This is a genomic window from Pinibacter soli (assembly GCF_029961145.1).
Taxonomy (GTDB): Bacteria; Bacteroidota; Bacteroidia; order Chitinophagales; family Chitinophagaceae; genus Pinibacter; species Pinibacter soli.
Map to the genome: position 1 here is coordinate 208,922 of NZ_JASBRG010000002.1, position 25,071 is coordinate 233,992.

Genomic DNA, 25,071 nt, shown 5'->3' on the forward strand with positions numbered 1-25,071 from the left:
TGCGGCTCTTTTCGTGTTATTCAATTTCTATCACGTGAAGATTCTTGTCAGATCTTTTACTTCCTCGTGTGTTTTAATTCCATTACTTTAAAATCCTTGCCATCAGGCCCCGTCACGTACATTTCCATTATTCTGCTGTTGTTATCAATTATCTTATAAACTTCCTTCATTTCAGTGTCTTTACCGGACATAGGATCTGGAAATTTCCCTTTTGAAACGATAGCTTTCTGAGCATCATCCCATGTGCCTTCCATATACATCAGGCTGGTTCCAAAGTTGTCGATCCAGCTGCTTACAAACATTTTCTTTGAGTTGTCGTAACCAATGGTGCCCCATCCTTCGAAAGGCATGCCCATCATTGTGGAGGTGTGGTGCGTTTCAAGGAAACGACCATCGAGCAACATCCTATTGGTGCAGGATCCTGTAGACTTTGCAGGCGCTCCGCCGGGTTCCATCCATGATGTCGATTCTGTTTTCCATTCGCCAACATCGGATGCGAGCATTTTATGCATATCGCCGGGCGTTTTATAGGCCATCCATGCTTTTTGAGCAGCATCGTTATCCTGTGAATAACCGTGATAAGTAACCATACATAAACATATGAAGGCAGTCATTAAAGGCAAGTGTTTCATAAAAAGCGTTTTAGGTGTTGAATAACTTTTTTAGATAGTGATTTTTGGAAGGCGATCAGATTTGTAGCAGCATTCACTTGAACGGAAGAGGTATCAAGATACAAAATTGAAATATGGATGTCAACTGAAAGAGGATGATTTTAGTGTTATTGAGCGCAGAAAGAAGGAGCGCAGCGTTTTACGATTATCAAGATTTCTTAGGATTTTTCCTGCCGCCAATGGCCAATTATTGCTGTCGGGAAGAGTATGGGACTCGCTACTCATTTCTTAAGATATTTCCGGTAAGCAAAAAGCCACCGGAAAATTTTCCGGTGGCTTTTTGTTGTCCTTAAGTCGATCTGAAAAAACTTATTTATAGTTCTGTAATACCATTTCTACTCTTCTATTTTTTTGACGACCCGCTGCTGTTGTGTTTGGTGCGATTGGCTGAGAGTCACCGTAACCTGCAGATGTTAAGCGATCTACACTGATCCCTTTTTTCACCATATATGCTTTCACAGCATCTGCTCTTTGCTGTGAAAGTTTTTGATTGGCTTCAGCTTTACCAACGTTATCAGTGTGTCCTTTTATGTCAAGATAAAGAGATGGGTCTGCATTCAAGACTTTTACCACTTCGTTTAGCTGGGCATTTGACTTTGCAAGAATCACTGCTTTGCCAGTCTGGAAGAAAATGTTGTTCGCTGCTTTCTGCACTTTTGCAATAGTCTCCTTTTTGATTTCAGGACAACCGTGATTCTCTCTTGTACCTGGAACTGTAGGACATTTATCTTCCTCATCATTTACACCGTCATTATCTGTATCGGGGATTGGACATCCATGATATTTTGCAACGCCTCGAATCGTTGGACACTGGTCTTCTTCATCATTAATGCCATCTCCATCGCTATCAGGCACAGGGCACCCATGGTATTTAGCAACGCCCGGAATGGTTGGACATCTGTCTTCTTCGTCGTTTACACCATCATTATCTGAATCAGGAATCGGGCAACCGTTGTATTTAGCAAGACCCGGTACATTTGGACATTTGTCTTGATCGTCAGGCACGCCGTCACCGTCGGAGTCAACAACAGTTGGCTTAATTGGAACAGGCACTACAATTGGAGCTGCTTTAATTTGTTTTCCAAACAGTTTGATTTTCAAACCAGCTTGCACACCCTCGTTATAAAACGCTGGCGTTCCACCATCGGCAACATTTTGAAAACCGCGGTAATAACGACCATAAAATGTAACGCGACTTCTCGGAAACAACTCAAAACCTCCAGTTGCAGCGATGTCAGTATTCTTCATATCACCTTTTACATCTACTCCGGAATTAACCTCTCTCGCCTTCATTAAGAAGTCAAACTGAGGACCGGCAAAAACATCGAAATTTCTGCCGACGTTGAACTTGAATAGAACAGGAACTGAGATATAATCAGCTCTATAATCTTCGTTAAATGGATTTGCAACTTTGTCTTTGTATAAGAACTGACCACCCACTCTATTAAACATTACCTGTGGTTCAATAGAAAAAGTTTTTGTTACAGGAACTCCAAAGTAAAGACCAGCGTTCCAACCAAATCTGCCCGCATTATCAAAATCATCAGGTTTGTCACAGAAATCATAGTGTGAATAGTTGCCTCCTCCGAGAACACCACCATAAACAGTATAACGGCCAATTTTCTGCGCCTGAGACATAAACGAGAATACACAAACACTGCCTAATAGCAGAAGTAATTTTTTCTTCATAAAGAATATTTAATTAAAAAATGCTTTAGGTAAATAAATGGCGGGGCACCTTTTGAAATGCATATAGGTTAAGCGCTAGTATAAACTAAACGACTATTGGCAAGTGCAAAGATGAACTTTGAAAAAAGAATGTTGCATCACTCTCAAAAAAAAAACCTGTCCTTATAAATAAAGACAAGGACTCTTTTTAACAACTATATATAAAGTAACGTTACAGTATATACGAAATTCTGTTATTTATATTCCTGCTTCAAAATAGCCTCCCTCTTCAAATAATGACACTTACATATAAAAGACAATGGAATACCTATCATTACAATTAAAATAGATGCCTGTAAAAGCACGTTGGAAAGTTTAAAACTGAACTTACCAATCCTGCTTAACGGAACAACCGCCACATTCATTACAATCCAGATTACAATACCGTAAGCAATGCCTGTGAGGACGGCGTTGTATTTGTACAACTTCAGTTTGGGGTAAATAAAGAAGAAGATGATAGTGAAAATATACGCGATAATAAAGTGAAATATCAAACCAAGCACCGGCATTAATGATCCGTTGTAAGCATCTTTGCCAAAAACCGCACTTGCGATATATTGAAAAATCAGGACTGGATCTTTTCCGGTGGCGATTTTAAAATTGACTACTGCCGCCAGTATATCTAATGTTCCTACTAACAGGCCCGCCCATGCGATGGTCTTAACATGTAAATAAGATTTATTTTTCAGGGAAATGTTTTCAGTCATATGCAGCATTTGCCCATAAAATAATTATTGTTTCTAATACTTAAAATATGATTGTATAAGAAGTTAGGAAATAAGATTTCAAGTCCCGCGTACTTTTACGATTCTCAAACTCATTGGCTACGATTCTTTTATCCAACCACAGTTTCGACACCGACTGAAGATTGGCACCACAATTGATCTGTAATAACAACTCCTTTACAAAGAAATATTACCCGCCCATTAAACTTCTCTCTTACTACACGGTCTTTAGAACCGTTAAGGAATTTAACAATTTAGTACCTATAAATATTTATTTATGAAAAGACAAACCATTCTCCGCGCAGCCTTATGTATAGGCCTCTTCTCTCTTATTTTTATCGCTTGTTCCAAAAACAATGATGGCAACGAACAAACTGTCCCAGCCGGCAAACAAAATCTATCTCTAATGTTAACGGATGGCCCTGGTTTCTTTGACAATGTTTCTATTGACATTAAATCTGTGCAAGTTCTGGTAGACACCTGCGGCAATTCTTCTTTGTGGCAAGGTATTGCATCTGGCTGCCAGATGTGGGAAACTTTATCGATCAAACCTGGGGTGTATAACCTCCTCTCTCTAAGAAATGGAACAGACACACTTTTAGCTCAGGGAAATGTTATTAACGGAAAAGTTGTATTGGTGAAAATTGAATTGGGAACAAATAACAGCTTGATTAAAGACAGCGTGAAATATCCACTACACCTGGCTAAAATTACAGACCCTTATATTTATCTGACGCTTACAGGAAATGAGTGGGAAAGATATGAAAAGAATAAATCACGCTTGTGGCTTGACTTTGATGTTGCAAGATCTGTAGTACTGATTGGTAATGACTTTTTCTTAAAGCCCGTTATTCACGTATTTGTTAAATCAACAACAGGCGCGGTTGGCGGAGTTGTAAGCCCCATGGCAGCATTTCCTGTGATTAGTGTGTATAACAGTAAGGATACCGCGTATGCACTTCCTAATCGCGACGGCGTTTTCCTTGTAAGAGGCCTGGCACCGGGAACCTACTCGTTGAACGTAAATGCATCGAATGGATATCGAGATACAACAATAACCAACCTCAATATAAAAGTTGGGCAATTGGATCTTCAAAAAATTGTTCTTAGAAAACAATAATAGCAGAGGCTTAACGCTAAAGCAAAACGCCTAACGCCAGTTATTTCCGCGTTAGGCGTTTTGCTTTTTACATCAGGCCTGGTATTTATTTCCACAACGATTGCAAAACCGATTGATTCACCTTCACGGGATATTTCTTTTTCAATGAAATGATCCACTCTTCTTCTAAATAATTCTGATAATCATTTAAGGCAAAACCGCGGGCATCTTCAAAGTTTCGAGGATCTTTTGTGTTATGCTTTTTTATGAGATACAGGAACGTGTAACTATTATCTGTTGCGTTTTTTACAGGAGCAGTAACAAATCCTTCACCCAATTTATCAACGCCGCTGATCGGAAACTGGTCATATTCAAATCTTCCGGAATCTGCCTGTACAATGTTTTCATACTCTTTTGCAATACTGCGCCAGTTGGTTCTATCTGAGTCTATTTTTTTGTACAACTCACCGATCGTTTTTTGATCGCTGCCGCTAAAAAACACCGCATCGGCGCCGGGCTGCCACCAGTATCTGTTGTAGTTGTTAGTATAATACTTTCTTAAGCCGGCAGTATCATCGTTTGCTTTTGTCCAAACATTTCTTTGCATGCATTCAAACAACAAATTGCCATTTTTAAATTCATCCAATTGATGTGCAAATGCGTTGTTATAACGCTCAAGATTGCTGCGGTAATATTGTTCTGCGCTTGCTTCTACATAAGACTGCAACAACTCTTCTTTCGATTTCCCGTTTACCAGATCGCCCACGTTTCTAATGGCTTGCAAATAATTCTTCCAGTCGTTCAAAGTGTATTTTCTTTTATCGAAGAAAAACAACACTGTCTTTGGATTGAGATCAGCATATTGTGGTAAGTTGGCATTTTTAAGTACGCTGTCTGCATATGGCCACAAATGCCCTTTGTTGAACGGCGCACGTTTATACCCGATGCGCACCAATATTTTTTGCATCATAGATTTCGATGCTTCCTGCATCCTCATATCGCTTGCCACACGCTGCTTAAGGTCAGCCATGTAAGCGGGCGTTTTAGTTGATGGAACCGGCGTCGCAGAAATTCTTTTCAAAATGTGATAGCCATAAGACGTTACGAAGGGCTTTGTTACTTCACCATTCCTTGTCAATGAAAACGCTTTTCCTTCGAAAAAAGGTTCATATCTGCCTACTCCAAACTCCGGTATCTGTCCGCCTGCCTGATAGCTTTGATTATCGTTGCTGTATTTCAATGCAAGAGAATCAAAGGACGCACCTGTAGCGGCAGCGGCATAGATTGAATCTATGGTGAATTGTATTTTTGATTTTTGTTCCGGAGTTGCTTGCGGAGGATAGGTCAATAAAATTTGCGCAACGGAAATATTACCTATAGCTTTTCTCTCACCCAGGTTTTTGAAAATGTGATATCCTTGTTTTCCTTTCAACGGTTTTGAAAAACTCCCCGGCTTAAGTGAATAAGCAAGATTTTCAAGATTGTATGGCAATGTAAAAACGGTGATGTAACCTATGTCACCTTTATTTATACCCACATTGGGATCGTTGGAATATGCGCCTGCAACGGCTCCAAAATCTTTTCCCGATTGCAACTCTTTATATGCCGCGGTTGCTTGCTTATAGGCGTCGGCCGTATCGGTCGGGCTGTTGAAATGAATAAAAATGTGTGCGAGATGAATATCTTTCTGGCTCCTTTCAAATGCCTGATCAACCAGGGTTTGGATCGCTTCATCATCTACAAGGTAATTGCCCGCAACCTGAGTTCTGAAATTTTCCAATTCCGCTTTTTGAGTGCTGAGCGTATCAAGTTTTTGATCGTATGCAGCTCTCACTTTCAGTTTATATCTTGTATACAACTCCAGGTAATTGCGAAATGCCTTCTCATCGCGGGTTCCGCCAACATTGTTTTTATTAAACGCTGTTAAGAACTCGCTCTTTGTTACAGGATATTTTCCGTAGGTAAATAAAGTTTGACCAAAACTGCTCTGGGCGGCCATTAAAGCAAGGGCTACAATTAAGGATCCTGGTTTTATGTTCATATCGATATGAGGTTAAAGTTAACTGTGTTAACAATTTGAAAATTTGAAAATATGGGAATTTGAAAATTCTTTCAGTGCAACTTTCTATTTCTTAAATTAACTCTCCAAAAGTCGCAGAGTTAAAAATAAATTCATCGAGATGAACCTGAAGCATTTTCAAATTTTCAAATTTTCAAATTTTCAAATTAGATGTGTTACACACCCCGTCTATTTTAGTTTATTTCTGTTTTAGCTTAAGCTGTAAAACTTCTTCCACCTGGTCGTAGGTTAGCTTTTTGGCAATAATACGTTTGTCTTTGTCGAGCAGGTACAGGACCGGTGTCTGGAAAACATCGTACAATTGTTTGTAGCTTGGCTTTCCAGCTTTGCTCACCTCATCTTTTTGCTCATCTGTTTCATACACATGGATCCAATCTTTCAAGCTGTTTTCGTGGATATAATTTAACCATGCAGCCTTTCCTCCGTCTACCATCACACCCCATATTTTAACGCCTTCTTTCTTCCATTTGTTCTGATACATGGAATCCAGCTTAGGCACCATTTCCTTACAATGGCTACACGTTGGGTCCCAGAAACAAATAACCACGTAATCAGCTTTTACTTCATAAAGGGTTTGCACCTTGCCAGATGTGTCTGTCATTAAAAGATCCTGTGCAGGAAGACCGATCAAATTTGCCATCAGGCTGTACGCCCTGTCGCTCATGTATTTTTGATATTTGTCTGTAAACCAGTCTACCTTCGGATTATTGTTGATGTATTTTTCAAACAAGTGCACATACACCGCATCAAGGCCCATGTATTTTGGATTGATGTAATCCTGTATGAAATGCGTAAGTAAATATTTGAACATCTCTTTGTTGACGCTGCTTGCATCCAGCATCTTATCAACTTCTTTGATAATTGAATCAGAAACAGGCGGCACCAGGTTTTCGTAATACTTGTTCAGCTTTCCTTCAAAAATTTGTTCCGGCGTGCGGATCAGGCGCTCATCTGCAAAAGAAACACCGTCCCAGTAATGCGCTTTGTAATAGTTGTAAACATAAAGAGAATCATATTTTCCTCCGGGCATTTTTGATGCCTCCGGAACTTTCGGCTCCTTCATTGCTTTTAACAATGCCGCGAGGAAAGAGTTTGGATTTTTGGCTTCCAGGTCATTTCTGTAAGCCTGCATGCGGTTGTTTGCCTTCTGCCATTCGTCCTGTATCCTTGCAGAATCTGTTTTGCTCGTCGCTTTGCTCAAATTGGTTCTTAATGTGTTCATTTCAGAACCTATCTTGTTAAGCGTTTGTGAATAGGTTTGAAATAAAGTATTATCAGGAGAATTTGTGAAAACAGCTTTATCTACTGCAGAAGAATCTGCCGAAATAGAAAAGGTTTGCTGTTTGTCGATCAGCAATTCAAACAATATTTGTTTACTGGGAGATACGATAAAATAAATACCGCCCTGTAATTTTTCCTTTCCTTTAAAAACGCCTTTGCTGTTGGCATCCAGTTTCACGCTATCCGCGAGGGCCTTGATTTTCCCGTAATGATAACCCAGGTATACGTATTCGTTCTTGTAAGGTTTTAGCGTAATGTTAATAGCATAACCATTTTGAGCAAATGACGAAACGCACAGGGTACATGCAGCAAGTAAAAAAAGTGAAAAAGCTTTCATATCTAAAATTAAGGACTGTATTTAGGATCGCTAAATTAAGTGATAAGTTGTGAGTTTTAAGTTGTGAGTTATGAGTTTTAAATTTTAATGATAAGTTTAAGTGCAAGAAGCCATTATGGCGACTCTTGCCAATCATTGTTTCTGTTTAATAACATTGCAAATCAATGAGTAGAAAATAAGGCAATTATAACATTTTATGCCGCTTAACCTACTGGTACTCAAAACTCACAACTCATAACTCATAACTTGCCACTCATATCCTACAACTTAGTACTTTTGCGGCATGCGAAAAAAGAAGAATATTATGCTAAGCAACGTGACGGTGCAGGATTATGCCGCTGAGGGTAAGTCACTTAGCAAACTGGATGGAAAAGTAATTTTTATTGAAGGTGCCGTACCGGGTGATGTGGTGGATGTACAGCTTACAAAGAGCAAAAAAGACTGGGGAGAGGGCCGTGCCGTAAAATTTCACGAATTTTCGAAGGATCGCGTGGCTCCTTTTTGCGAACATTTTGGAGTTTGCGGTGGTTGCAAATGGCAAATGTTGCCGTACGAAAAACAGCTCCAGTTCAAACAAAATGAAGTGGCGCAAAATCTGCGCAGAATAGGTAAGGTAACTTTGCCCGAAATCATGCCAATCGCAGGCTGTGACGACACAAGATATTACCGCAATAAACTTGAGTTTACTTTTAGCAACAGACGTTATTTGTTGCCAAACGAAATAAAAAAAGACGAAGCCATCCCCCAGGAAAACGCGGTTGGCTTCCACGTTCCAAGAATATTCGACAAGGTAATTGATATCAATACCTGCCATTTGATGGAAGAACCTCAGAATGCAATTCGCAATACAGTACGAGCCTTCGCTTTGCAAAATGGCTACACTTTTTACGATATTAAGAATCATGAAGGCTGGCTGCGCAACCTGATTGTTCGTGTTTGTACCACCGGCGAGGTGATGGTGAACGTGTGCTTTGGCCATGAGGATGAAAAGCAATGGAAAAAGCTTTTCGATCATTTGCTGGCAACGGTTCCATCGATCACAACGCTTTTGTACACTATCAATCCCAAATGGAACGATAGCATATACGATCTTTCGCCACAAACCTATTTTGGCAAAGGATTCATTTTAGAAACCCTGGAAGATTTTCAGTTTAAGATCAGTCCGAAATCATTCTTCCAAACGAATACCAAACAGGGTGAAAAGCTTTACCAGATCACCCGCGATTTTGCTGAACTTACCGGAAACGAGGTAGTGTACGACTTGTACTGCGGAACGGGCAGCATTGGCATTTTTGTAAGTAAAAAAGCAAAAAAGATAATTGGTGTTGAGGTAATTGCAGACGCTATCGAGGACGCAAAAGAAAACGCCAAACTGAACAACATTGAGCACGCCTCTTTCTTCGCCGGAGATGTGATCGACGTTTGCGACGATAATTTCTTCAGCCAGCATGGAAAGCCCGATGTTATCATTACCGATCCACCCCGAGCAGGCATGCATGAAAAGCTGGTGAGAAAAATACTGGATATGGAAGCGCCGACCGTGGTGTATGTGAGCTGTAATCCTGCAACGCAGGCACGCGACCTGAACCTTCTGGATGAAAAGTACGAAGTGACCAAAATTCAGCCGGTTGATATGTTTCCGCACACGCACCATATTGAGAATGTGGTTCAACTTAAGCTGAGGAGAGTAATTAATAATTAATAGGGCTGCAGTCGTTACGATTGTCGGCGTCCTTTATTATGGATTTAGTTACCGGAAAAAGTAAAACTTAGTAATGAGTTAAATATTAATTATTCTTTATTAATTATTAATTCGCAGAAGGGCAGATAATATTAATTTCAAACAAAATAGGACTTATGAATTTCAGGAATATTCCGCCGGTAATTAAGAATCTGCTGATTGCAAATATTTTGATCTTTGCTGCGCAACATCTTTTGCCACTCCCTCAACCCGTAATTATGGTCGATGGACAATATGCGAGATTACCGTACGATATTGTAGAGCAATACTGCGCTTTGTGGTCAACACATCCGACTGAACTTGGCGCAGCACATTTCAAAATATGGCAACTCGTGACCTATATGTTTTTACATGCCAATTTCATGCACCTGCTTTTCAATATGTTTACTCTCTGGATGTTCGGAAGTATACTTGAGTTCCATTGGGGTGCAAAGAAATTCTTCAATTTTTATATGATTTGTGGAATAATCGCAGGATTAACGCAGCTTGTTTTTTCTAGTGGCTCTGCAGTTGGTGCTTCGGGAGCCATTATGGGATTAATGGCTGCATTCGTATACCTTTTCCCAAACACGCCAATGTACGTATATTTTATTCCTATTCCCATCAAGGCAAAATATGTTATACCTGCATTTATGGCAATTGATCTATTTGGCATTATTTCTCCGTCGAAAGGTGACCAGATAGGACATTGGGCACATCTTGGTGGCGCAGCGGCAGGATTTCTTTTGGTGTTTTTAGGGAACAAAATGAATCGAAAAACGTTTTATTAATAGTAAGAACCCATGCAAGACCTGGGTACGATCTTTTTGTTTAAATCCGTAATAAATACAAAAAACTATGAGTGTGGCAGAAGAAAAAAGCAAAAGGAAAATTTTTATGGGCTCTGATGGAAATGCACTTGTAAATCTAATAGTGCTTATTACTATCAGTTTTGTCTTGCTCAACTTTGTTTATGTCATTTACATAATGAGTGAGCTCGAAAAGCAAGCTTATATAAAGAATGTGTTTAACTGGTTTGTGCTGCCGGCAGATTTCAGTAAACTGGGAAGCCGCCCATGGACGCTGATTACCCACATGTTTGTACATGAAAGCTTCTTTCAGGGTTTTGATGGTGTTTTTCATATGATAGGTAACCTGCTGTGGCTTTGGGCCTTTGGTTACATTTTGCAGGATCTGGCCGGTAATAGAAAACTGATCCCCGTTTTCTTATATGGAGGTTTTGCGGGAGGCATTTTTTACATCATTGCTTATAACCTTATTGGAAAATTACACCCGGGATTGGAAAACGCTACCTTACTTGGATCGAATGCCGCAGTAATGGCGGTGGCGGTGGCTACTACGACGGTTTCACCAGACTACAGACTTTTTCCAATGATCAACGGTGGAATTCCTTTGTGGATACTGATGGTGTTGTTTGTAATCATTGATTTTGCCGGTATTCCGGGCAATAACCCAGCGATATATGTGGCACATATTGCCGCCGCTACAGTAGGTTTTCTGTTTATTTACAGCTTGCGCAAAGGAAAAGACTGGAGCGATCCCATCAATGGATTTTTTGATTGGTTCGGCAACCTGTTCAATCCCGATAAACCTAAAAAGACAAAAACGAAGGATGAATTTTTCTATAATCTGCAAGGCAAAAGTCCTTATAAGAAAAAATCAAATCTTACACAAAGCAGAATCGACAGCATTTTAGATAAGATCAATCAGCAGGGATATCATTTCCTTACGGACGAGGAGAAAGAAATTTTGAAGCGGGCATCAGAAGATGATTTTCAGTAGTGAGCACGCAGATGACGCTGATTAGACTGGTTTACACTGATCTTTCTCGTTTTGCAGCCTTGCTGAAAACTATAGGAACATTCTAATAAAATGGAGATGAAATTGAATGACGATTCAAACTCATCCCCATTTTTTAATTTATTCTTCTTAATCGACTTGTATATACAGCAAAAGATCAGTGTAAATCAGTCTAATCAGCGTCATCAGTGTGCTTACTACATCCTCGAAAGCACTTCTGCTTTCTTTGCGTCATATTCTTCCTGTGAAATGAGTTGATTGTCGAGCAGGGTTTTAAGTTTTTGCAAAACAACTGCCGGGTCATCCTGTTGTTTTTGTTGGTCGGCACCTGTTTGGGATTGCCCCATCGGACCCGAAACAACTAATCTTCCCGCGGCAGCTCTTTTTTCTTCGAGGTCCCGCTGGCGACGCACTTCTTTTTGAATTTCTTCCTGCTCCTGCGCCATTGTATATAATTTCCTGGCTTGTGCCTTCGGCAAAAAATCTATTTTGCTTACTGCCCCGTTAATGGTCTGTATAGTAAACTCAGAGCCCCAAATATTTTCTTTCAAATGGCAGCTTAAAACATCTCTCCAGATGTAGTCTTCCAAATCCATTGCAAGGCCAAGATTTTTCGGCCTGAAAATAATAATTCGTTTATTGGTAAGCACAAGGCAATCCGGTGTAATGTTGATCGCAGGTTTCTTTTGAACAGCGATGTATTGCACCTCTTCGCCGGTCATTAGCATGTTGTTCAATCTTTCTGAGACCTTTTCCACTGCTTTCGGATCCTGTTCTTCATTAAGGAAGTTGCTGAAATTTATCATTGATAAGAGTTTATAAAATGGATTGAATCATTGAATTATCGATTAATGAAAGATTGAAATCACTCTTCTGGAACATTCAATTATTCAATTATTGCCCATCACCATCTCCCGACGCTGCCCAATTCTGGTTGAGGAGCATAAAGGGATCGGCGTCTTTTAAAAACGGCAATTTGGCCCGTATTTCATCAAGGGTTTTCTTCTGTAATGTCATTGTCAAAATATCTTCGTCATGCACTTTGTGATACAAAATTTCACCCAACGGATCGATGATCATGCTGTCACCGCTATGATAAATTCCATTTCCGTCATTGCCCACCCTGTTTACACCAATAACAAAAGACTGGTTTTCTATGGCTCTTGCCTGCAACAACGTCTTCCATGCGTGATGCCGACGTTCGGGCCAGTTTGCCACATAGATCAGCACATCATATTCTGCTCCTTCTTCTGTTTGCTGCTGCCTCGCCCACAAAGGAAAACGCAGATCATAGCAGACCTGCAAATTAATTTTCCAGCCTTTTACCGAAGCAATAAGTCTTTTATGGCCCGCAGCATAATGCGCATCTTCACCCGCATAAGCAAACAGATGCCGCTTATTGTAAACACCATATTGGCCAGTCGGCAGCATCCACACAAGGCGGTTGTAGTAATCTTCTCCTTCTTTCGCAATAAAACTTCCTGTAAGAATAATTCTCTTTTGCGCTGCTATACGTTTCATCCATGCAATGGTTTCACCATCCATTGTCTCCGCCAGCTTTTCGGGTTGCATACTAAAGCCCGTACTAAACATTTCCGGAAGGATTACCACCTCCGTTTTCTCTTTAATGCCATTGATCTTCTCCTCCAGCATTTTCAGATTAGCGGCTTTATCTTCCCAGTGAAGTTGTGTTTGTATGATGGTAAATGTGAGCGTGGACATTCTTGATGATTGTGGAATAAAATTAACGCAATAACTGAATAACTGAGTAACCGAATGCTGAAGAGAAATCGATCTTCAAACTCAGTTATTCAGTCATTCAGTTATTAACAAAAAAAAGCAGGAGCAAAGAATTGCCCCCGCTATAACACATGAGAAAACAGATTTATTGATGAACGGCGTTTACACCGTTGTACAAGCGATTGATTGGTTTGAAATCCACAAACTCTACCTGCGGCGAATAATAACCTTCGCGAACCGGTTCGTCTTTCATGAGATCGGTGCTTAGATATTTCTTATTGCTGTCGCTTAAAATGGTTACCACTTTTGCGTCGTCGCCCATTTCTTCCTGCAGCTTAATTGCGCCGATGATGTTTGCGCCAGAGGAAATACCTACTGCAAGCCCCAGCTGACTCGCTAATTTTTGCGCCATCAAAATAGAATCACCATCCGAAGCCTGAACCACTTTATCTAACTTATCCAGCTTTACAATTTCCGGGATAAACTCATCGGAAATACCTTGTATGCGGTGTGCACCTACTTTATAGCCTGTAGTTAGTGTTGGCGACTCTGCAGGTTCCAGGGGATGTATTTTAATGTTCGGATTGCGCTGCTTTAAATAGTTTCCCACGCCCATAACCGTTCCACCCGTTCCCACGCCGGCAACAAATGCATCCGGAGTTACATCCATGCTTTGCAACTGCATCCATATTTCGCGGCCGGTTGTTTTTTCGTGCGCTTCTGCGTTGTAAATGTTTTCAAACTGACGTGGCAGGAAAATATCGGGGTCTTCGTCTGCCATTTTTTGCGAAAGCGCTATGCTTCCCAAAAAGCCGCCTTGTTCTTTATTGATCAATGTAATGCCTGCGCCCAGACTACTGATGATATCCATTCGCTCCTTGCTCAGCCAGTTGGGCATAATGATTTGTACATTATGACCAAGAGCCTTACCGATGGCACTAAATGCAATGCCCGTATTACCGCTGGTAGCTTCTACAATAAGATCGCCCGGCTTAATGTGGCCCAGTTCATACGCCTTTTGTAGAATGTACAATGCCATTCTATCCTTAATGCTTCCTGTAAGGTTGTAGTGCTCGCACTTCACAAAGAGAGAGTTTTCTTTCCCTTTGTACCTGTACTGTACTTCAAGCATTGGCGTATTACCTACCAGGTGCCACAAATGCTCGAACTTCTTTTGTAACGACTGACCGATCATAGCTGGAATTTGAAACGTAGCGCAATTTTACAGATGTTTCCGGTCTGATCCAAACAGCCTGGAGACGGGCGAGACTATTGATGGGACTGAATTTCAGGGGTCGACATATATTTAGTGGAGTTGGTGTAAGTAAACCTCCTGTTCGTCATCAATAAAACAATTTGCAAAAAAAATTATAAATTTTTATTCGAACCAGAAATTTAGCCATTGTAGGCATTTTCCAACCTTATTTGCATAAACCTGTCGGCATCATTCAATGGCTTAAATCCAAACTGTTCGTATAAACCGTGAGCGTCTTTTGTTGCCAGAGAAATTCTTCTCAGGCCCTGCAAATCCGGATGTTGCATGATGGTTTGCATCAGCCATTTCGATAAACCTTTTCCACGATGTGTTGAGTCTATGAAAACATCACACAGATAGCCAAAAGTTGCACCGTCAGTGATCATTCTTGCAAAACCTATTTGCTTTCCGGATAAATACAATCCAAAACAGAGAGAGCCTTCTATTGACTTCTTTACCCGGTCAAGCGGAATATTTTTTGCCCAATAAGACTCAACACTCAAGTAGTGGTGAATAAACGCGACGTCAAGTTTTGATTTATCAGTGGAGATCAAGTAGTCGTTTTGATATGTTTCCTGAATTTGCATAAACAAATTTAAAGCTGCTAATTTTCAAATCCTCAAATTTTCAAATTGAACCCAATCTCGCAATGATTATTTAATTTACACCAAGTTTGCCTGCCATTAACTTTGACTGATGCGCTATTCATTTAGTACGTTTGCGAAAGAAGCATTCCGTTAAATTTTTTGTTATGAACAACACTTCATCTGCTGGCCGTAAGTCTTTCAAATGGTCGAGCATTTTAAAATATTTTCTGCAGGGCGTTTTGGTTGTAGCTCCTATCGCCATCACCTTTTATCTGATCTATTGGTTTGTATCTTCCATAGATAACCTGTTGCCTATTTTTACCAGCAAGGACCAACAGGGCAACGTTACCACGCACAACTATGGACTGGGCTTTCTTGTTATTATAGTTGCGCTTATTGTGATTGGCTTGCTAAGCACCAGTTTCATCACGAAAGGCATTTTCAGCGTGTTTGACGATTGGCTGGAACGTACGCCAGGCGTCAAGTTCATTTATTCTTCGGTAAAAGATTTCTTTGAAGCTTTTGCAGGCAACAAACGAAAGTTCAACAAATCTGTATTGGTTTCTCTTTACAACAACGATATTTACCAAATTGGATTTATTACCAATGAAGACGCATCTGAGTTTGGTCTTCACGATTATGTAACCGTGTATATACCATTTTCTTACTCACTTGCCGGCGCCATGTATCTTGTTCCTTCTTCTAAAGTCAAAGTGGTGGAAGGTATAAGTCCCGCACATACCATGAAGTATGTGATATCCGGTGGCGTTGCGGAAGTCGAAGATTCGCACCATCATCACCACGGACATCATTCAATTTAATGCTGAAAAAAATATTTGTTCTAACACTTTTACTTTCGATTTCTAAAACTGTTTTTTGCTGGGGATTTTTTGGTCATCAAAAGATCAATAATTATGCGGTATTCCTCTTGCCACCACAAATGATGGCATTCTACAAGCAGCATATTGATTACATTACGAAACACGCCGTTGACCCCGATAAGCGTCGCTATCTTGTAGCGGAAGAGGGCCCGCGACATTACATCGATATTGATTATTACGGTCGTTATCCTTTTAATGAATTGCCTCGCAAATGGGATAGTGCAGTTGCGAAATATTCTTTAGATACAATCACTACCTACGGAATTGTTCCTTGGCACATGCAAATAGTGCTCGGCCGCCTCACAAAAGCATTTAAGGAAAAAGATGAACAACGTATTTTGAAATTATCAGCTGAGCTCGGCCACTACATTGCTGATGCGCACGTGCCCTTACATGCAAGCATGAATCACAATGGTCAACTGACCAATCAACAGGGCATACATGGCTTTTGGGAAAGCCGTATTCCTGAATTGCTGGCTGATAAAGAATGGGATTTCTTCATAGGAAAAGCGATCTATATCGACAATCCGGGAAATTTTATTTGGAACCGTGTGCTCGAAAGTGCCGCAGCAGCTGACACTGTTTTGCGTATCGAAAAAGAACTTTCGCAAACCATACCTGAAGATCAAAAATTCGCGTTTGAACAACGTAACAATGTATTGATAAAACAATATTCCTCTCTTTACACCAAAGCATATGACCACCTTTTAAACGGCATGGTTGAAAGACGTATGCGTGATGCAATCTTTGCGGTTGCATCGTTCTGGTATACAGCCTGGGTAAACGCTGGCCAGCCTGACTTGCAAGCCCTATCTACAACCACTACAGAAGAACAAAATCTTCAATTCGATACGCTGAATTTGGAATGGCAGAATAAACCTGTTAAAGGAAGAAGCTGTGACTAATGGAAAATTGAAAGTTGAAAATGAGGAGCTCTGTTCGGCGTAATTTTATCAAAATGTTTAACCTGTTATCCGGCCAAAACCTTAGTCAGCCTTTACGCTTTCTGCATCTCACCTTCAACTTTCAATTTTCAACTTTCAACTAATTCCTATCTTGCGCCAATGAAAAAGATCTACCACCTCGGCACTTGTACCACCTGTCAGGCGATCATTAAAGAAACCGGCATTAATAAGAAAGGATTGGAAATGCAGGAAATTAAAACCGAAAAAATAACTGCTGCTCAATTGGAGCAAATGAAAAAGATGGCGGGTAGTTATGAAGCACTTTTCAGTCGTAGAGCTTTGAAGTATAAAGAGCTTGGATTGAAGGATAAAAAGTTGACTGAAGACGATTATAAAAAATTGATTCTTGAAGAATATACGTTTTTGAAAAGACCAGTGGTCATTTTGAATGATAAAATTTTTGTGGGTAGTGAGAAGAAGAATGTAGCAGCGTTGGGTGCCGCAGTTGCGGTAATTTGAAAATTCATTCTGTGCGGCCCCTTGAATCAATTCGAAGATTGGTGAATGTGCAACAGGGTAGAAAATTTAATAGCGTGTAACACCCGGCATTTTCAAATTTTCAAATTAAAACAACCGTTTTATCCCTTGCGCTTTCAATAAACATTCTTCATATTCCAATTCAGGATCGCTGTAAAAGGTAATGCCGCCACCAACCTGGTAGCTTAGATAACGATCCGATTCGTTGTACATTAAACTCCTGATCACCACATTGAAATCGAAGTCGCCATTTGGCTTTATGTAGCCCACAGCGCCTGAATAAATACCACGTTTTGTCTTTTCGTATTGATCGATCAGTTCCATTACCCGCTTTTTTGGTGCGCCGGTCATGGAACCCATCGGGAACGTTGCTTTAATCGCATCTACCCAATGCAAATCGCTGCGCATCGTTCCGCTGATGGTGGAAATCATTTGATGTACTTGCGGGAATGTATAAATGCCAAACAGCTCATCCACTTTTACCGTGCCTTCTTCGCATATTTTTGAAAGATCATTGCGCACCAGATCAACCACCATCACATTTTCTGCCCGATCTTTTTTGCTGTTGAACAATGCCTGTTTGTAAGATTCATCGCCAGCAACACTCTCATGATTTCTCTGCCAGGTTCCTTTTATCGGCTGCGAGATCAATTGCTGATTCTCCTTTTTCAGAAAGCGTTCAGGACTTGCACACAAAAGAAATTTGTCGTCCAATTTATAATATGCAGCAAATGGATTTGGCGAAACAGCAGAAAGCGAGTGATATACATTTTCCGGATCGATCGAAACATTATCAGCAAAAAATTCCTGGCAAAAATTTATTTCGTAGCAGTCGCCTTTAAGTATATGTGCTTTTAGTTTTTTGATGGTTTGAATATATTCATCGTGGCTGAAGCGTTGCTTAAAAATAACGGGGGCGTTTGTTGCAGGCTCAATATGTTTTGCCAGTCGCAGTTGATCATAAATTTCCTGTGCAGAAAATCTTTCGCTGCTAATGGAAATATTTTTCCTATCAAGAAGAATAATGGTCTCTGGAACAAAGAAAAACAGATCAGGAAATTGAATATGATCTTCTTTTACTGTTGAAAGGTTTTCAACTTCATTTTTGAGATCATAACTAAAATGCCCGAAGAGCCAGTCGTTATTTTCTTGCGCAAAAGATTTGAGAGAAGAAAAAGCGTTGCTGGCATTCAATTGTATGCTCTTTAGCGAGCCAGCTGCCAGCACACATTCCACGCTTCCATGCTGAAGATGGTAGTTGTGGTTATCCAGTAAACAGCAAATGTTGAACCGGTTGCCCCAGCTCAACATTTGCTGTTTATAAAATGCAATATTATCTATTGCGAAAGTTGTAAAGTGTCTAGTCACAAATGTGCAGGTGAACACGATTTAAAAGTCATCGTCTTCATCATCAAAACCAGAATCGTTAAAGAGATCCATGTCTTTGAACTCATCATCCATACCCAAATCATCATCATCAGATTTAGTTTTTTTCCCTGCTCCGGCACCACTAGTGCCTGTGCTTTTTTTGGATTTTGATTTTGGAATATCAAATTCATCAAAATCAGGATCCCAATCTTCGTCTTCTTCTACTTTGTTCCAATCATCTTCTTCTTCCTCCATATCATCATCATCGTCATCATCTTCTTTTGACTTTGATGCTTTCTTTGAAGAAGCTTTAGTTTCAAACTCTTCATCATCTTCTAAATCATCATCATCATCCTCTTCAGCTTGTTTTTTTGGTTTGGACGACTCTTTCTTTGCCGGCTCTTCGGCTTTCTTGGTTGGTTTCTTTTCTTTGTCAGACTTCGATGCCATACTCTAAAAGTATTTGATGTAAAATTTCAGCTAGATTTTTAATTGGCCAAATTTTTTAATGAAAATTTTCTTGTAATTATTTATTCACATCAATGATCTGTTCTCTGCCAGGACCATTAGAAATGTGTGAAACATTTGCACCAATATACTCATTAATAAACTTAACGTATTGTGTCATTTTTTCAGGTAATTCCGCGGCTTTTGTCATCTGTGTTGTGTCACAGTTCCATCCGTCAAATTCTTTCAAAACGGGTTTGATAGAATGTCGTGTCATTTGGAACGGAACCTCTTTTGATTCTTTTCCATCAACTTCGTAAGATGTACAAACTTCGAGCTTTTTAAAGTTATCTAACACATCTGCTTTTGTCATAATCACTTTATTCACACCGTTGATCATGCAGGCAAATTTTAATGCCACAAGATCGATCCAGCCACAGCGGCGAGGTCTTCCTGTAGTAGCACCAAATTCGTTACCAAGCTTTCTCAATTCTTCACCTGTTTCGTCGAACAATTCTGTGGGGAAAGGACCGCTACCAACTCTTGTGCAATAAGCTTTTGTTACGCCCATCACGTCGCGAATTTTTTGCGGAGCAATACCCAAACCAGAACAAATTCCTGAAGTAGTTGTGCTGGAAGATGTTACAAACGGGAACGTACCAAAATCAATATCCAGCATGCTTCCCTGTGCGCCTTCTGCCAATACTTTTTTGCCTTGTGAAATTTTATCGTTGATGAAATATTCGCCGTTTACGATATTCAAACTTCTTAAGAAATCAATGGCCTCGAAGAACTCTTCTTCCCACTGGCTGATATCTTCCTGAAAATTATAATTATCCAAAAGACGCTGATGCTTAAGACGGATCTTTATATATGAAGTAGTGAAACTTTTGTCAAGTAAATCTCCTACACGAATACCATTTCTACCCGTTTTATCCATGTAGGCGGGTCCGATACCTTTTAAAGTAGAACCGATCTTATCATTGCCTTTTGAAATTTCAGAAGCTTTATCAAGCGCTCTGTGTGTAGGCAAAATAAGGTGGGTGCGCTGGGAGATAAAAAGATTTTTTCTTACATCCACTCCGAAAGAAGCAACAGTGTCGCACTCTTTTCTTAATGTAACAGGATCAAGCACCACACCATTACCAATCAGGTTCAAAGTGTTTTCATGAAATGCTCCGGAAGGTATCTGGTGCAATACAACTTTTTTTCCTCCTACGTAAAGAGTATGACCTGCATTAGGTCCGCCTTGGAAACGTGCGATAACATCGTATTGTGGAGCAAAATAGTCCACTATCTTACCTTTACCTTCATCGCCCCATTGAAGGCCTAAAATTGCGTCTACCATTAAAGTGTTTTTATGCTATTGAATAAAAATATCTAAGAGTGGCAAAAATAGGCGATCTGGATTAATAATTGAATAACTGAATTACTGAATAATTGAATAACTGAATGCCTGACTGTGCGAAAGCCATTCATTCATTCAGCAATTTAGTTATTCAATCATTGGGGCAACCCTTCCGTGTCATACCTATCAACTGTATCAATTCCGTTTAACTGCTTAAGCCTCACTACCAATTCATCCAGCTCTTCTTTGTCGTGCACATACACGCGTATGTTTCCTTCAAACATGCCTTCCTTGGCTTCAATAGTAAGAGCATTGATATTGATCTTAAGTTCACCGGAAATGAGGTTCGTAATTTTGTTGATTACGCCCACATCGTCAAGGCCAACGATTTTAACACCGGTAAGAAATGAAATTTCTTTATTCTTGGCCCACTTGGTTTTTACAACTCTGTGGCCGTAGTTCGATAATAATTTGGCCGCGTTCGGGCAGTTTGTGCGGTGAATGGTTAACCCTTTACCGGTGGTTACAAAACCAAATACGTCGTCACCCGGAATCGGTTTACAACAATTCGCCAAAGTGTACACAATCCTGTCGCTGCTTTCTCCAAAAATGATCAGCTCTGTGTCTTTCTTATTTAGCGGTGAATGCTGTTGCTGATCGAACTTGATCTCCTGTACAACCTTCTGAGGTTTTGGAGCCTCCAATTTGTCGCCAAGAACATGAAAATCTTTCAACTCTTTTAAATCGATCGATTTCGTGGCAACTTTATAGAAGAGATCGAGTTGTGAACTGAGTTTATAGAAAGAAGTAAGCTCGTCAATATTTGTCTGGTTGAATCCCGCACCCATTCCCTCCACCTTGCGTTGAACTGTGTATTTACCTTCTTCAGCAATTTTTCTTTTCTCCTCTTTGAGCGAATCTTTGATCTTGCTTTTCGCCTTAGCGGTTACGACAAAGTTCAGCCAGTCTTCATTCGGCTTCTGCTTGTTGGAAGTAATGATTTCTACCTGGTCACCACTCCTTAGTTTATGACTGATGGGCACCAGTTTGTGGTTCACTTTGGCGCCAATACATTTGCTACCGACCGCACTGTGAATGGAAAAGGCAAAATCAAGCGCGGTAGAGCCTGTCGGCAACATTTTCACATCACCTTTTGGTGTGTACACATATATTTCTTCAGCAAGAAAACTGGTTTTAAAATCCTGCAGAAAATCAACTGAATCGGTTTCCTGATTGGCGATCACTTCACGGATTTGCTGAAACCATTTTTCAAAACGTCCCTCATCTCCCGACCCTTCTTTGTACTTCCAGTGTGCGGCCAAACCTTTCTCTGCGATCTCGTTCATGCGCCTGGTACGTATCTGCACTTCCACCCATTTGCCCTGTGGGCCCATCACAGTGGTGTGCAAAGCCTCGTATCCATTTGATTTGGGGTTGCTCAGCCAATCACGCAAACGCTCGGGCGACGGCGTGTACTCATCCGTGATCATCGAATAGACCTTCCAGCATTCCTCTTTTTCTTTATCCTGAGGAGAATCAAGGATTACGCGGATCGCAAAAAGATCGTACACCTCTTCGAAGTCTACGCCTTTCTTGCGCATTTTGTTCCAGATAGAATGTATGCTTTTCGGGCGACCGTAAATTTCAAACTTAAAGTCGGCCGCTTCCATTTTCTCCTTAAGAGGGCGAATGAATTCATTGATGTAACGCGTTCTTTCCCTTTTAGTTTCTGCCAGCTTTTTCGCGATTTCCTTGTAAGTGCTTGGTTCCATGTATTTCATGGCCAGATCTTCCAATTCCGTCTTTATACTGTACAGGCCCATACGATGGGCCAAAGGCGCATATACATAGATGGTTTCCGAAGAAATTTTCAATTGCTTTTCACGCTTCATGCTTTCCATCGTACGCATATTATGCAGGCGATCAGCCAGCTTAATAAGAATCACACGCGGATCATCAGTAAGTGTCAGCAATATTTTTTTGAAATTCTCTGCCTGCTGCGAAGCGTTTACATCAATTACGTTGGAAATTTTTGTAAGTCCGTCTACAATACGGGCTATCTCGGTACCAAATTCACGCTCAACATCGTCGAGTGTAATGTCGGTATCTTCAACCGTATCATGTAAAAGGGCACAAATGGTAGAGCGTACACCCAGGCCAATTTCTTCCACGCAGATTTGCGCAACGGCCAGCGGATGCAAGATATACGGTTCGCCACTTTTACGGCGCATGGTTTTATGGGCATCGGCGGCCATTTCAAATGCATGGCGCACGAGCTCCTTATCCCCATGTTTCAGTTTGGGCTTCAATGATCTTAACAGGGCACGGTATTCTCGTAGAATAAGCTTCTTCTCCTGCTCATCACTAAGGTTATATTTCGATATCGTTTCTACAGTATCCATTCAATAGCTTATGGAACGAATTTAGCGAAAAGTCAAAAGTAAAAATTCAAAAATCAAAAACGATGCAAATAATTTAAATGGAGGCAGATAAAAATATTAAATGATAAAATATCTTAAAGAGTGATGCCCATCCGGCGACCTTTTTTTGACTTTTGAATTTTTACTTTTTATTTTTTTTGTTTGTTCAACAAAAGCCCCCTACATTTGCGCTCCCAAATAACAGTTCTTGTTTTTAGCGCGGGTGTGGCGAAATTGGCAGACGCATCAGACTTAGGATCTGACGCCGCGAGGCGTGTAGGTTCGACTCCTATCACCCGCACTTTTTTTCTCTCTCTTAATTTTCTTCTTTTAATTTTTTGGCTCAAACGATGATCGCTCAATGGCGACAAATTTTCTTGCAGGGGTGTTACAGAGCGAGCATGAATAGCTTGAAGGAAGATCTTCAAACAAAGTTCCGGAGGCAATATTTTTATTTACATCACCAATGTTGGCATCGTATACCGTCATGCATGTGGGGCATTGATGCAAAATATCTCTCGCTGCTTCTTCTATCTGCGATTCATACAGATTGCAGGCCGAGTCTGGCTTCATGCTTTGCAGTTCATAATAATATTTGCAAAGCGAAATAAGATAAGTGCCTAATTGCTCCTTTGGCACGTCGCCACGGAAGTGGATATACTCCTTTGAATTGGGGTTAAAATTGGGCGTGTATAAAATTTCAAACTTATCCAGCGCCTTTACCTGGTTGCGAATCACGCTCATTTGCCGCTTAATAATTATCGAACCAAACACACCGGATTTTGGATGTGTTTTCACCGCAAAACACAACCCGAACGTGCGCACATCATCTTTGTCAAAATGCCGGATCACATGACGCTTGATATTCAAGCCATCTTCGCTCACATCTTCTACCTGCCAGTTAAGCTCGTTAGAAGCATGACGCACATTGATTTTGTATTTGTTCAGCAAACAATCCCACAAATCACGATGCTTCGGCAAAATGCTTTTAACGATGATCGATTTCCATGTGGTTGCATATATCTGGCTAATATTTGTTGCGATGCAAATGCCACAAACATTTTGAAGAAAATCTACTGCAAATAATTCTTCACGCCTGTAAATTCCCAGCCATAGCTTATCGCCATAAATATTGAAACCTTCATAGTACGGCAATTTGAAATCAGGCAGCACCAGGCTTTCTTCGACTGGCTTTGAAATCACCGCAAACTCATCGGCGATTGTTTTATAGAGAACGTTCCCATCAGCTTCAATGTTTTCATAATACAGCGAGGTATTCTGAAAAATAACGTCTTCAATTTTTTTCGACAAGCGTGGAATATCATTGGTATATATCAACTGCGGCCAATGAAAAAACATATTCGTTTTCGGGAAACGCAATACGAGGAACCAGTAATGCGGCTGGTTAGAAGCGATCCAGTTAATGTTGCCGGTAAACATTGGCGTAAAAGTCTGGTTATTGTCAACGATGTTTACCTTAAGCTTTGGTTTGTAATCAAACAGCGCAAAGATGTCTTTGTAAATGTTTTCCTTTAGCCAGGTGTCGCGAACAAATATTTCCTCAGCAGCATAGGAGCTTAAAATATTGGGATAATCATCTCGATTCACTTCATAGGAAACGCCTCTTTTAGTGAGCGCCGTAACCATTCTGTCATAATCTTTATGTGACGCATCTATGATCAACTGCTGGCGCAAACCGAAACGGATGTATGCGATCCCCGCTTCTCTTGCGGCAGACAGTAAATATTGAAGATATGCCGGTGAAATAATACCGGACGTAAAATTTATTTTAAATTGAAACGCGTGACGCATGCAAGTCTTTTTTCCTGTTCAATTATTGTTTCGGAGATGTTGGAGTTGCTTAGTTGTTGGATCTTAGTTGTTACCATGGATTCTAACCCACCTAAACCTTAACAAATGGTAACCAACAATAAACAACTTCATGATTAATTTAGCTCAAACATATTGTACATTTAATTTATATATGATATTTGATAGAAAATTAATAATAAAATAAGATTTTTTGCATTATTTTTTATTAAAACACATTCAAATCTATAAATAAATAACAACTGTCGACTAATTTTAATTAGATTATTTATAATTATAATTTATTAAAAA

Annotated in this window: 21 protein-coding genes and 1 tRNA gene; 8 read left to right on the forward strand and 14 right to left on the reverse strand. The window is 40.2% G+C overall.

What is annotated here, in order from left to right; all coding sequences use genetic code 11:
- Window positions 1-56: 56 nt before the first annotated feature.
- The 3 genes from QJ048_RS04375 to QJ048_RS04385 all read right to left on the reverse strand — a co-directional run bounded on the left by QJ048_RS04375 (window position 57) and on the right by QJ048_RS04385 (window position 3,106).
- Window positions 57-632, reverse strand: a complete 576-nt coding sequence (locus tag QJ048_RS04375) for a DUF1579 domain-containing protein (RefSeq protein WP_282333105.1) — start codon at window positions 630-632, stop codon at window positions 57-59.
- 348 nt (window positions 633-980) lie between these two features.
- On the reverse strand, window positions 981-2,360 hold the full coding sequence (locus QJ048_RS04380; protein ID WP_282333106.1) for an OmpA family protein: 1,380 nt from the start codon (window positions 2,358-2,360) through the stop codon (window positions 981-983).
- Window positions 2,361-2,593: 233 nt separating this feature from the next.
- Window positions 2,594-3,106, reverse strand: coding sequence for a hypothetical protein (locus tag QJ048_RS04385; protein ID WP_282333107.1), 513 nt, complete (start codon window positions 3,104-3,106; stop codon window positions 2,594-2,596).
- A gap of 295 nt (window positions 3,107-3,401) precedes the next feature.
- Here QJ048_RS04385 and QJ048_RS04390 point away from each other — a divergent pair, with 295 nt between their 5' ends.
- Window positions 3,402-4,244, forward strand: coding sequence for a DUF4382 domain-containing protein (locus tag QJ048_RS04390; RefSeq protein WP_282333108.1), 843 nt, complete (start codon window positions 3,402-3,404; stop codon window positions 4,242-4,244).
- Between the two features lie 85 nt (window positions 4,245-4,329).
- On the opposite strand, the gene QJ048_RS04395 is transcribed toward QJ048_RS04390, so the two are convergent.
- Window positions 4,330-6,264 (reverse strand): foldase protein PrsA, encoded by a 1,935-nt coding sequence (locus tag QJ048_RS04395; RefSeq protein ID WP_282333109.1) that lies wholly within the window; start codon window positions 6,262-6,264, stop codon window positions 4,330-4,332.
- Between the two features lie 217 nt (window positions 6,265-6,481).
- The gene (locus QJ048_RS04400; RefSeq protein WP_282333110.1) at window positions 6,482-7,921 is read right to left on the reverse strand and encodes a thioredoxin-like domain-containing protein; all 1,440 of its coding nucleotides are present in this window, start codon (window positions 7,919-7,921) and stop codon (window positions 6,482-6,484) included.
- Window positions 7,922-8,204: 283 nt separating this feature from the next.
- On the opposite strand from QJ048_RS04400, the gene rlmD reads away from it, so the two are divergent.
- The 3 genes from rlmD (at window position 8,205) to QJ048_RS04415 (ending at window position 11,444) form a co-directional block, all read left to right on the forward strand.
- Window positions 8,205-9,623, forward strand: a complete 1,419-nt coding sequence (gene rlmD / locus QJ048_RS04405; RefSeq protein ID WP_282333111.1) for a 23S rRNA (uracil(1939)-C(5))-methyltransferase RlmD — start codon at window positions 8,205-8,207, stop codon at window positions 9,621-9,623.
- Window positions 9,624-9,778: 155 nt separating this feature from the next.
- Window positions 9,779-10,432 carry a rhomboid family intramembrane serine protease gene (locus QJ048_RS04410; protein WP_282333112.1) on the forward strand — a complete coding sequence of 218 codons (654 nt, stop codon included), beginning with the start codon at window positions 9,779-9,781 and terminating at the stop codon, window positions 10,430-10,432.
- Window positions 10,433-10,505: 73 nt separating this feature from the next.
- On the forward strand, window positions 10,506-11,444 hold the full coding sequence (locus tag QJ048_RS04415) for a rhomboid family intramembrane serine protease (protein ID WP_282333113.1): 939 nt from the start codon (window positions 10,506-10,508) through the stop codon (window positions 11,442-11,444).
- A 215-nt stretch (window positions 11,445-11,659) separates the two neighbouring features.
- Here the strand turns inward: QJ048_RS04415 and QJ048_RS04420 are convergent, their stop codons facing one another.
- The 4 genes from QJ048_RS04420 to QJ048_RS04435 form a co-directional block, all read right to left on the reverse strand.
- On the reverse strand, window positions 11,660-12,268 hold the full coding sequence (locus QJ048_RS04420) for a PH domain-containing protein (RefSeq protein WP_282333114.1): 609 nt from the start codon (window positions 12,266-12,268) through the stop codon (window positions 11,660-11,662).
- Window positions 12,269-12,356: 88 nt separating this feature from the next.
- Window positions 12,357-13,184 carry an amidohydrolase gene (locus QJ048_RS04425; protein ID WP_282333115.1) on the reverse strand — a complete coding sequence of 276 codons (828 nt, stop codon included), beginning with the start codon at window positions 13,182-13,184 and terminating at the stop codon, window positions 12,357-12,359.
- A 163-nt stretch (window positions 13,185-13,347) separates the two neighbouring features.
- Window positions 13,348-14,397 (reverse strand): PLP-dependent cysteine synthase family protein, encoded by a 1,050-nt coding sequence (locus QJ048_RS04430; protein WP_282333116.1) that lies wholly within the window; start codon window positions 14,395-14,397, stop codon window positions 13,348-13,350.
- A gap of 200 nt (window positions 14,398-14,597) precedes the next feature.
- Entirely contained in the window at window positions 14,598-15,044 is a 447-nt protein-coding gene (locus QJ048_RS04435; RefSeq protein ID WP_282333117.1) for a GNAT family N-acetyltransferase, read from the reverse strand.
- 164 nt (window positions 15,045-15,208) lie between these two features.
- On the opposite strand from QJ048_RS04435, the gene QJ048_RS04440 reads away from it, so the two are divergent.
- The 3 genes from QJ048_RS04440 (at window position 15,209) to QJ048_RS04450 (ending at window position 17,349) form a co-directional block, all read left to right on the forward strand.
- Window positions 15,209-15,865 (forward strand): DUF502 domain-containing protein, encoded by a 657-nt coding sequence (locus QJ048_RS04440; protein WP_282333118.1) that lies wholly within the window; start codon window positions 15,209-15,211, stop codon window positions 15,863-15,865.
- Complete coding sequence (locus tag QJ048_RS04445) at window positions 15,865-16,830, forward strand: zinc dependent phospholipase C family protein (RefSeq protein WP_282333119.1); 966 nt, start codon at window positions 15,865-15,867, stop codon at window positions 16,828-16,830. Before QJ048_RS04440 ends, QJ048_RS04445 begins: the two co-directional genes overlap by 1 nt.
- 159 nt (window positions 16,831-16,989) lie before the next feature.
- Window positions 16,990-17,349 (forward strand): arsenate reductase family protein, encoded by a 360-nt coding sequence (locus QJ048_RS04450; protein WP_282333120.1) that lies wholly within the window; start codon window positions 16,990-16,992, stop codon window positions 17,347-17,349.
- A gap of 105 nt (window positions 17,350-17,454) precedes the next feature.
- On the opposite strand, the gene QJ048_RS04455 is transcribed toward QJ048_RS04450, so the two are convergent.
- The 4 genes from QJ048_RS04455 to QJ048_RS04470 form a co-directional block, all read right to left on the reverse strand.
- The gene (locus tag QJ048_RS04455; RefSeq protein ID WP_282333121.1) at window positions 17,455-18,735 is read right to left on the reverse strand and encodes an anthranilate synthase component I family protein; all 1,281 of its coding nucleotides are present in this window, start codon (window positions 18,733-18,735) and stop codon (window positions 17,455-17,457) included.
- 21 nt (window positions 18,736-18,756) lie between these two features.
- On the reverse strand, window positions 18,757-19,185 hold the full coding sequence (locus QJ048_RS04460; protein WP_282333122.1) for a hypothetical protein: 429 nt from the start codon (window positions 19,183-19,185) through the stop codon (window positions 18,757-18,759).
- A gap of 76 nt (window positions 19,186-19,261) precedes the next feature.
- Window positions 19,262-20,530 (reverse strand): adenylosuccinate synthase, encoded by a 1,269-nt coding sequence (locus QJ048_RS04465; protein WP_282333123.1) that lies wholly within the window; start codon window positions 20,528-20,530, stop codon window positions 19,262-19,264.
- Between the two features lie 155 nt (window positions 20,531-20,685).
- Window positions 20,686-22,932, reverse strand: a complete 2,247-nt coding sequence (locus QJ048_RS04470; protein ID WP_282333124.1) for a RelA/SpoT family protein — start codon at window positions 22,930-22,932, stop codon at window positions 20,686-20,688.
- 237 nt (window positions 22,933-23,169) lie between these two features.
- Between QJ048_RS04470 and QJ048_RS04475 the strand changes: the two genes are divergently transcribed.
- Window positions 23,170-23,251: transfer RNA gene (locus tag QJ048_RS04475), tRNA-Leu, on the forward strand.
- Between the two features lie 29 nt (window positions 23,252-23,280).
- Here the strand turns inward: QJ048_RS04475 and QJ048_RS04480 are convergent.
- The gene (locus QJ048_RS04480; RefSeq protein WP_282333125.1) at window positions 23,281-24,762 is read right to left on the reverse strand and encodes a rubredoxin; all 1,482 of its coding nucleotides are present in this window, start codon (window positions 24,760-24,762) and stop codon (window positions 23,281-23,283) included.
- Window positions 24,763-25,071: the final 309 nt, after the last annotated feature.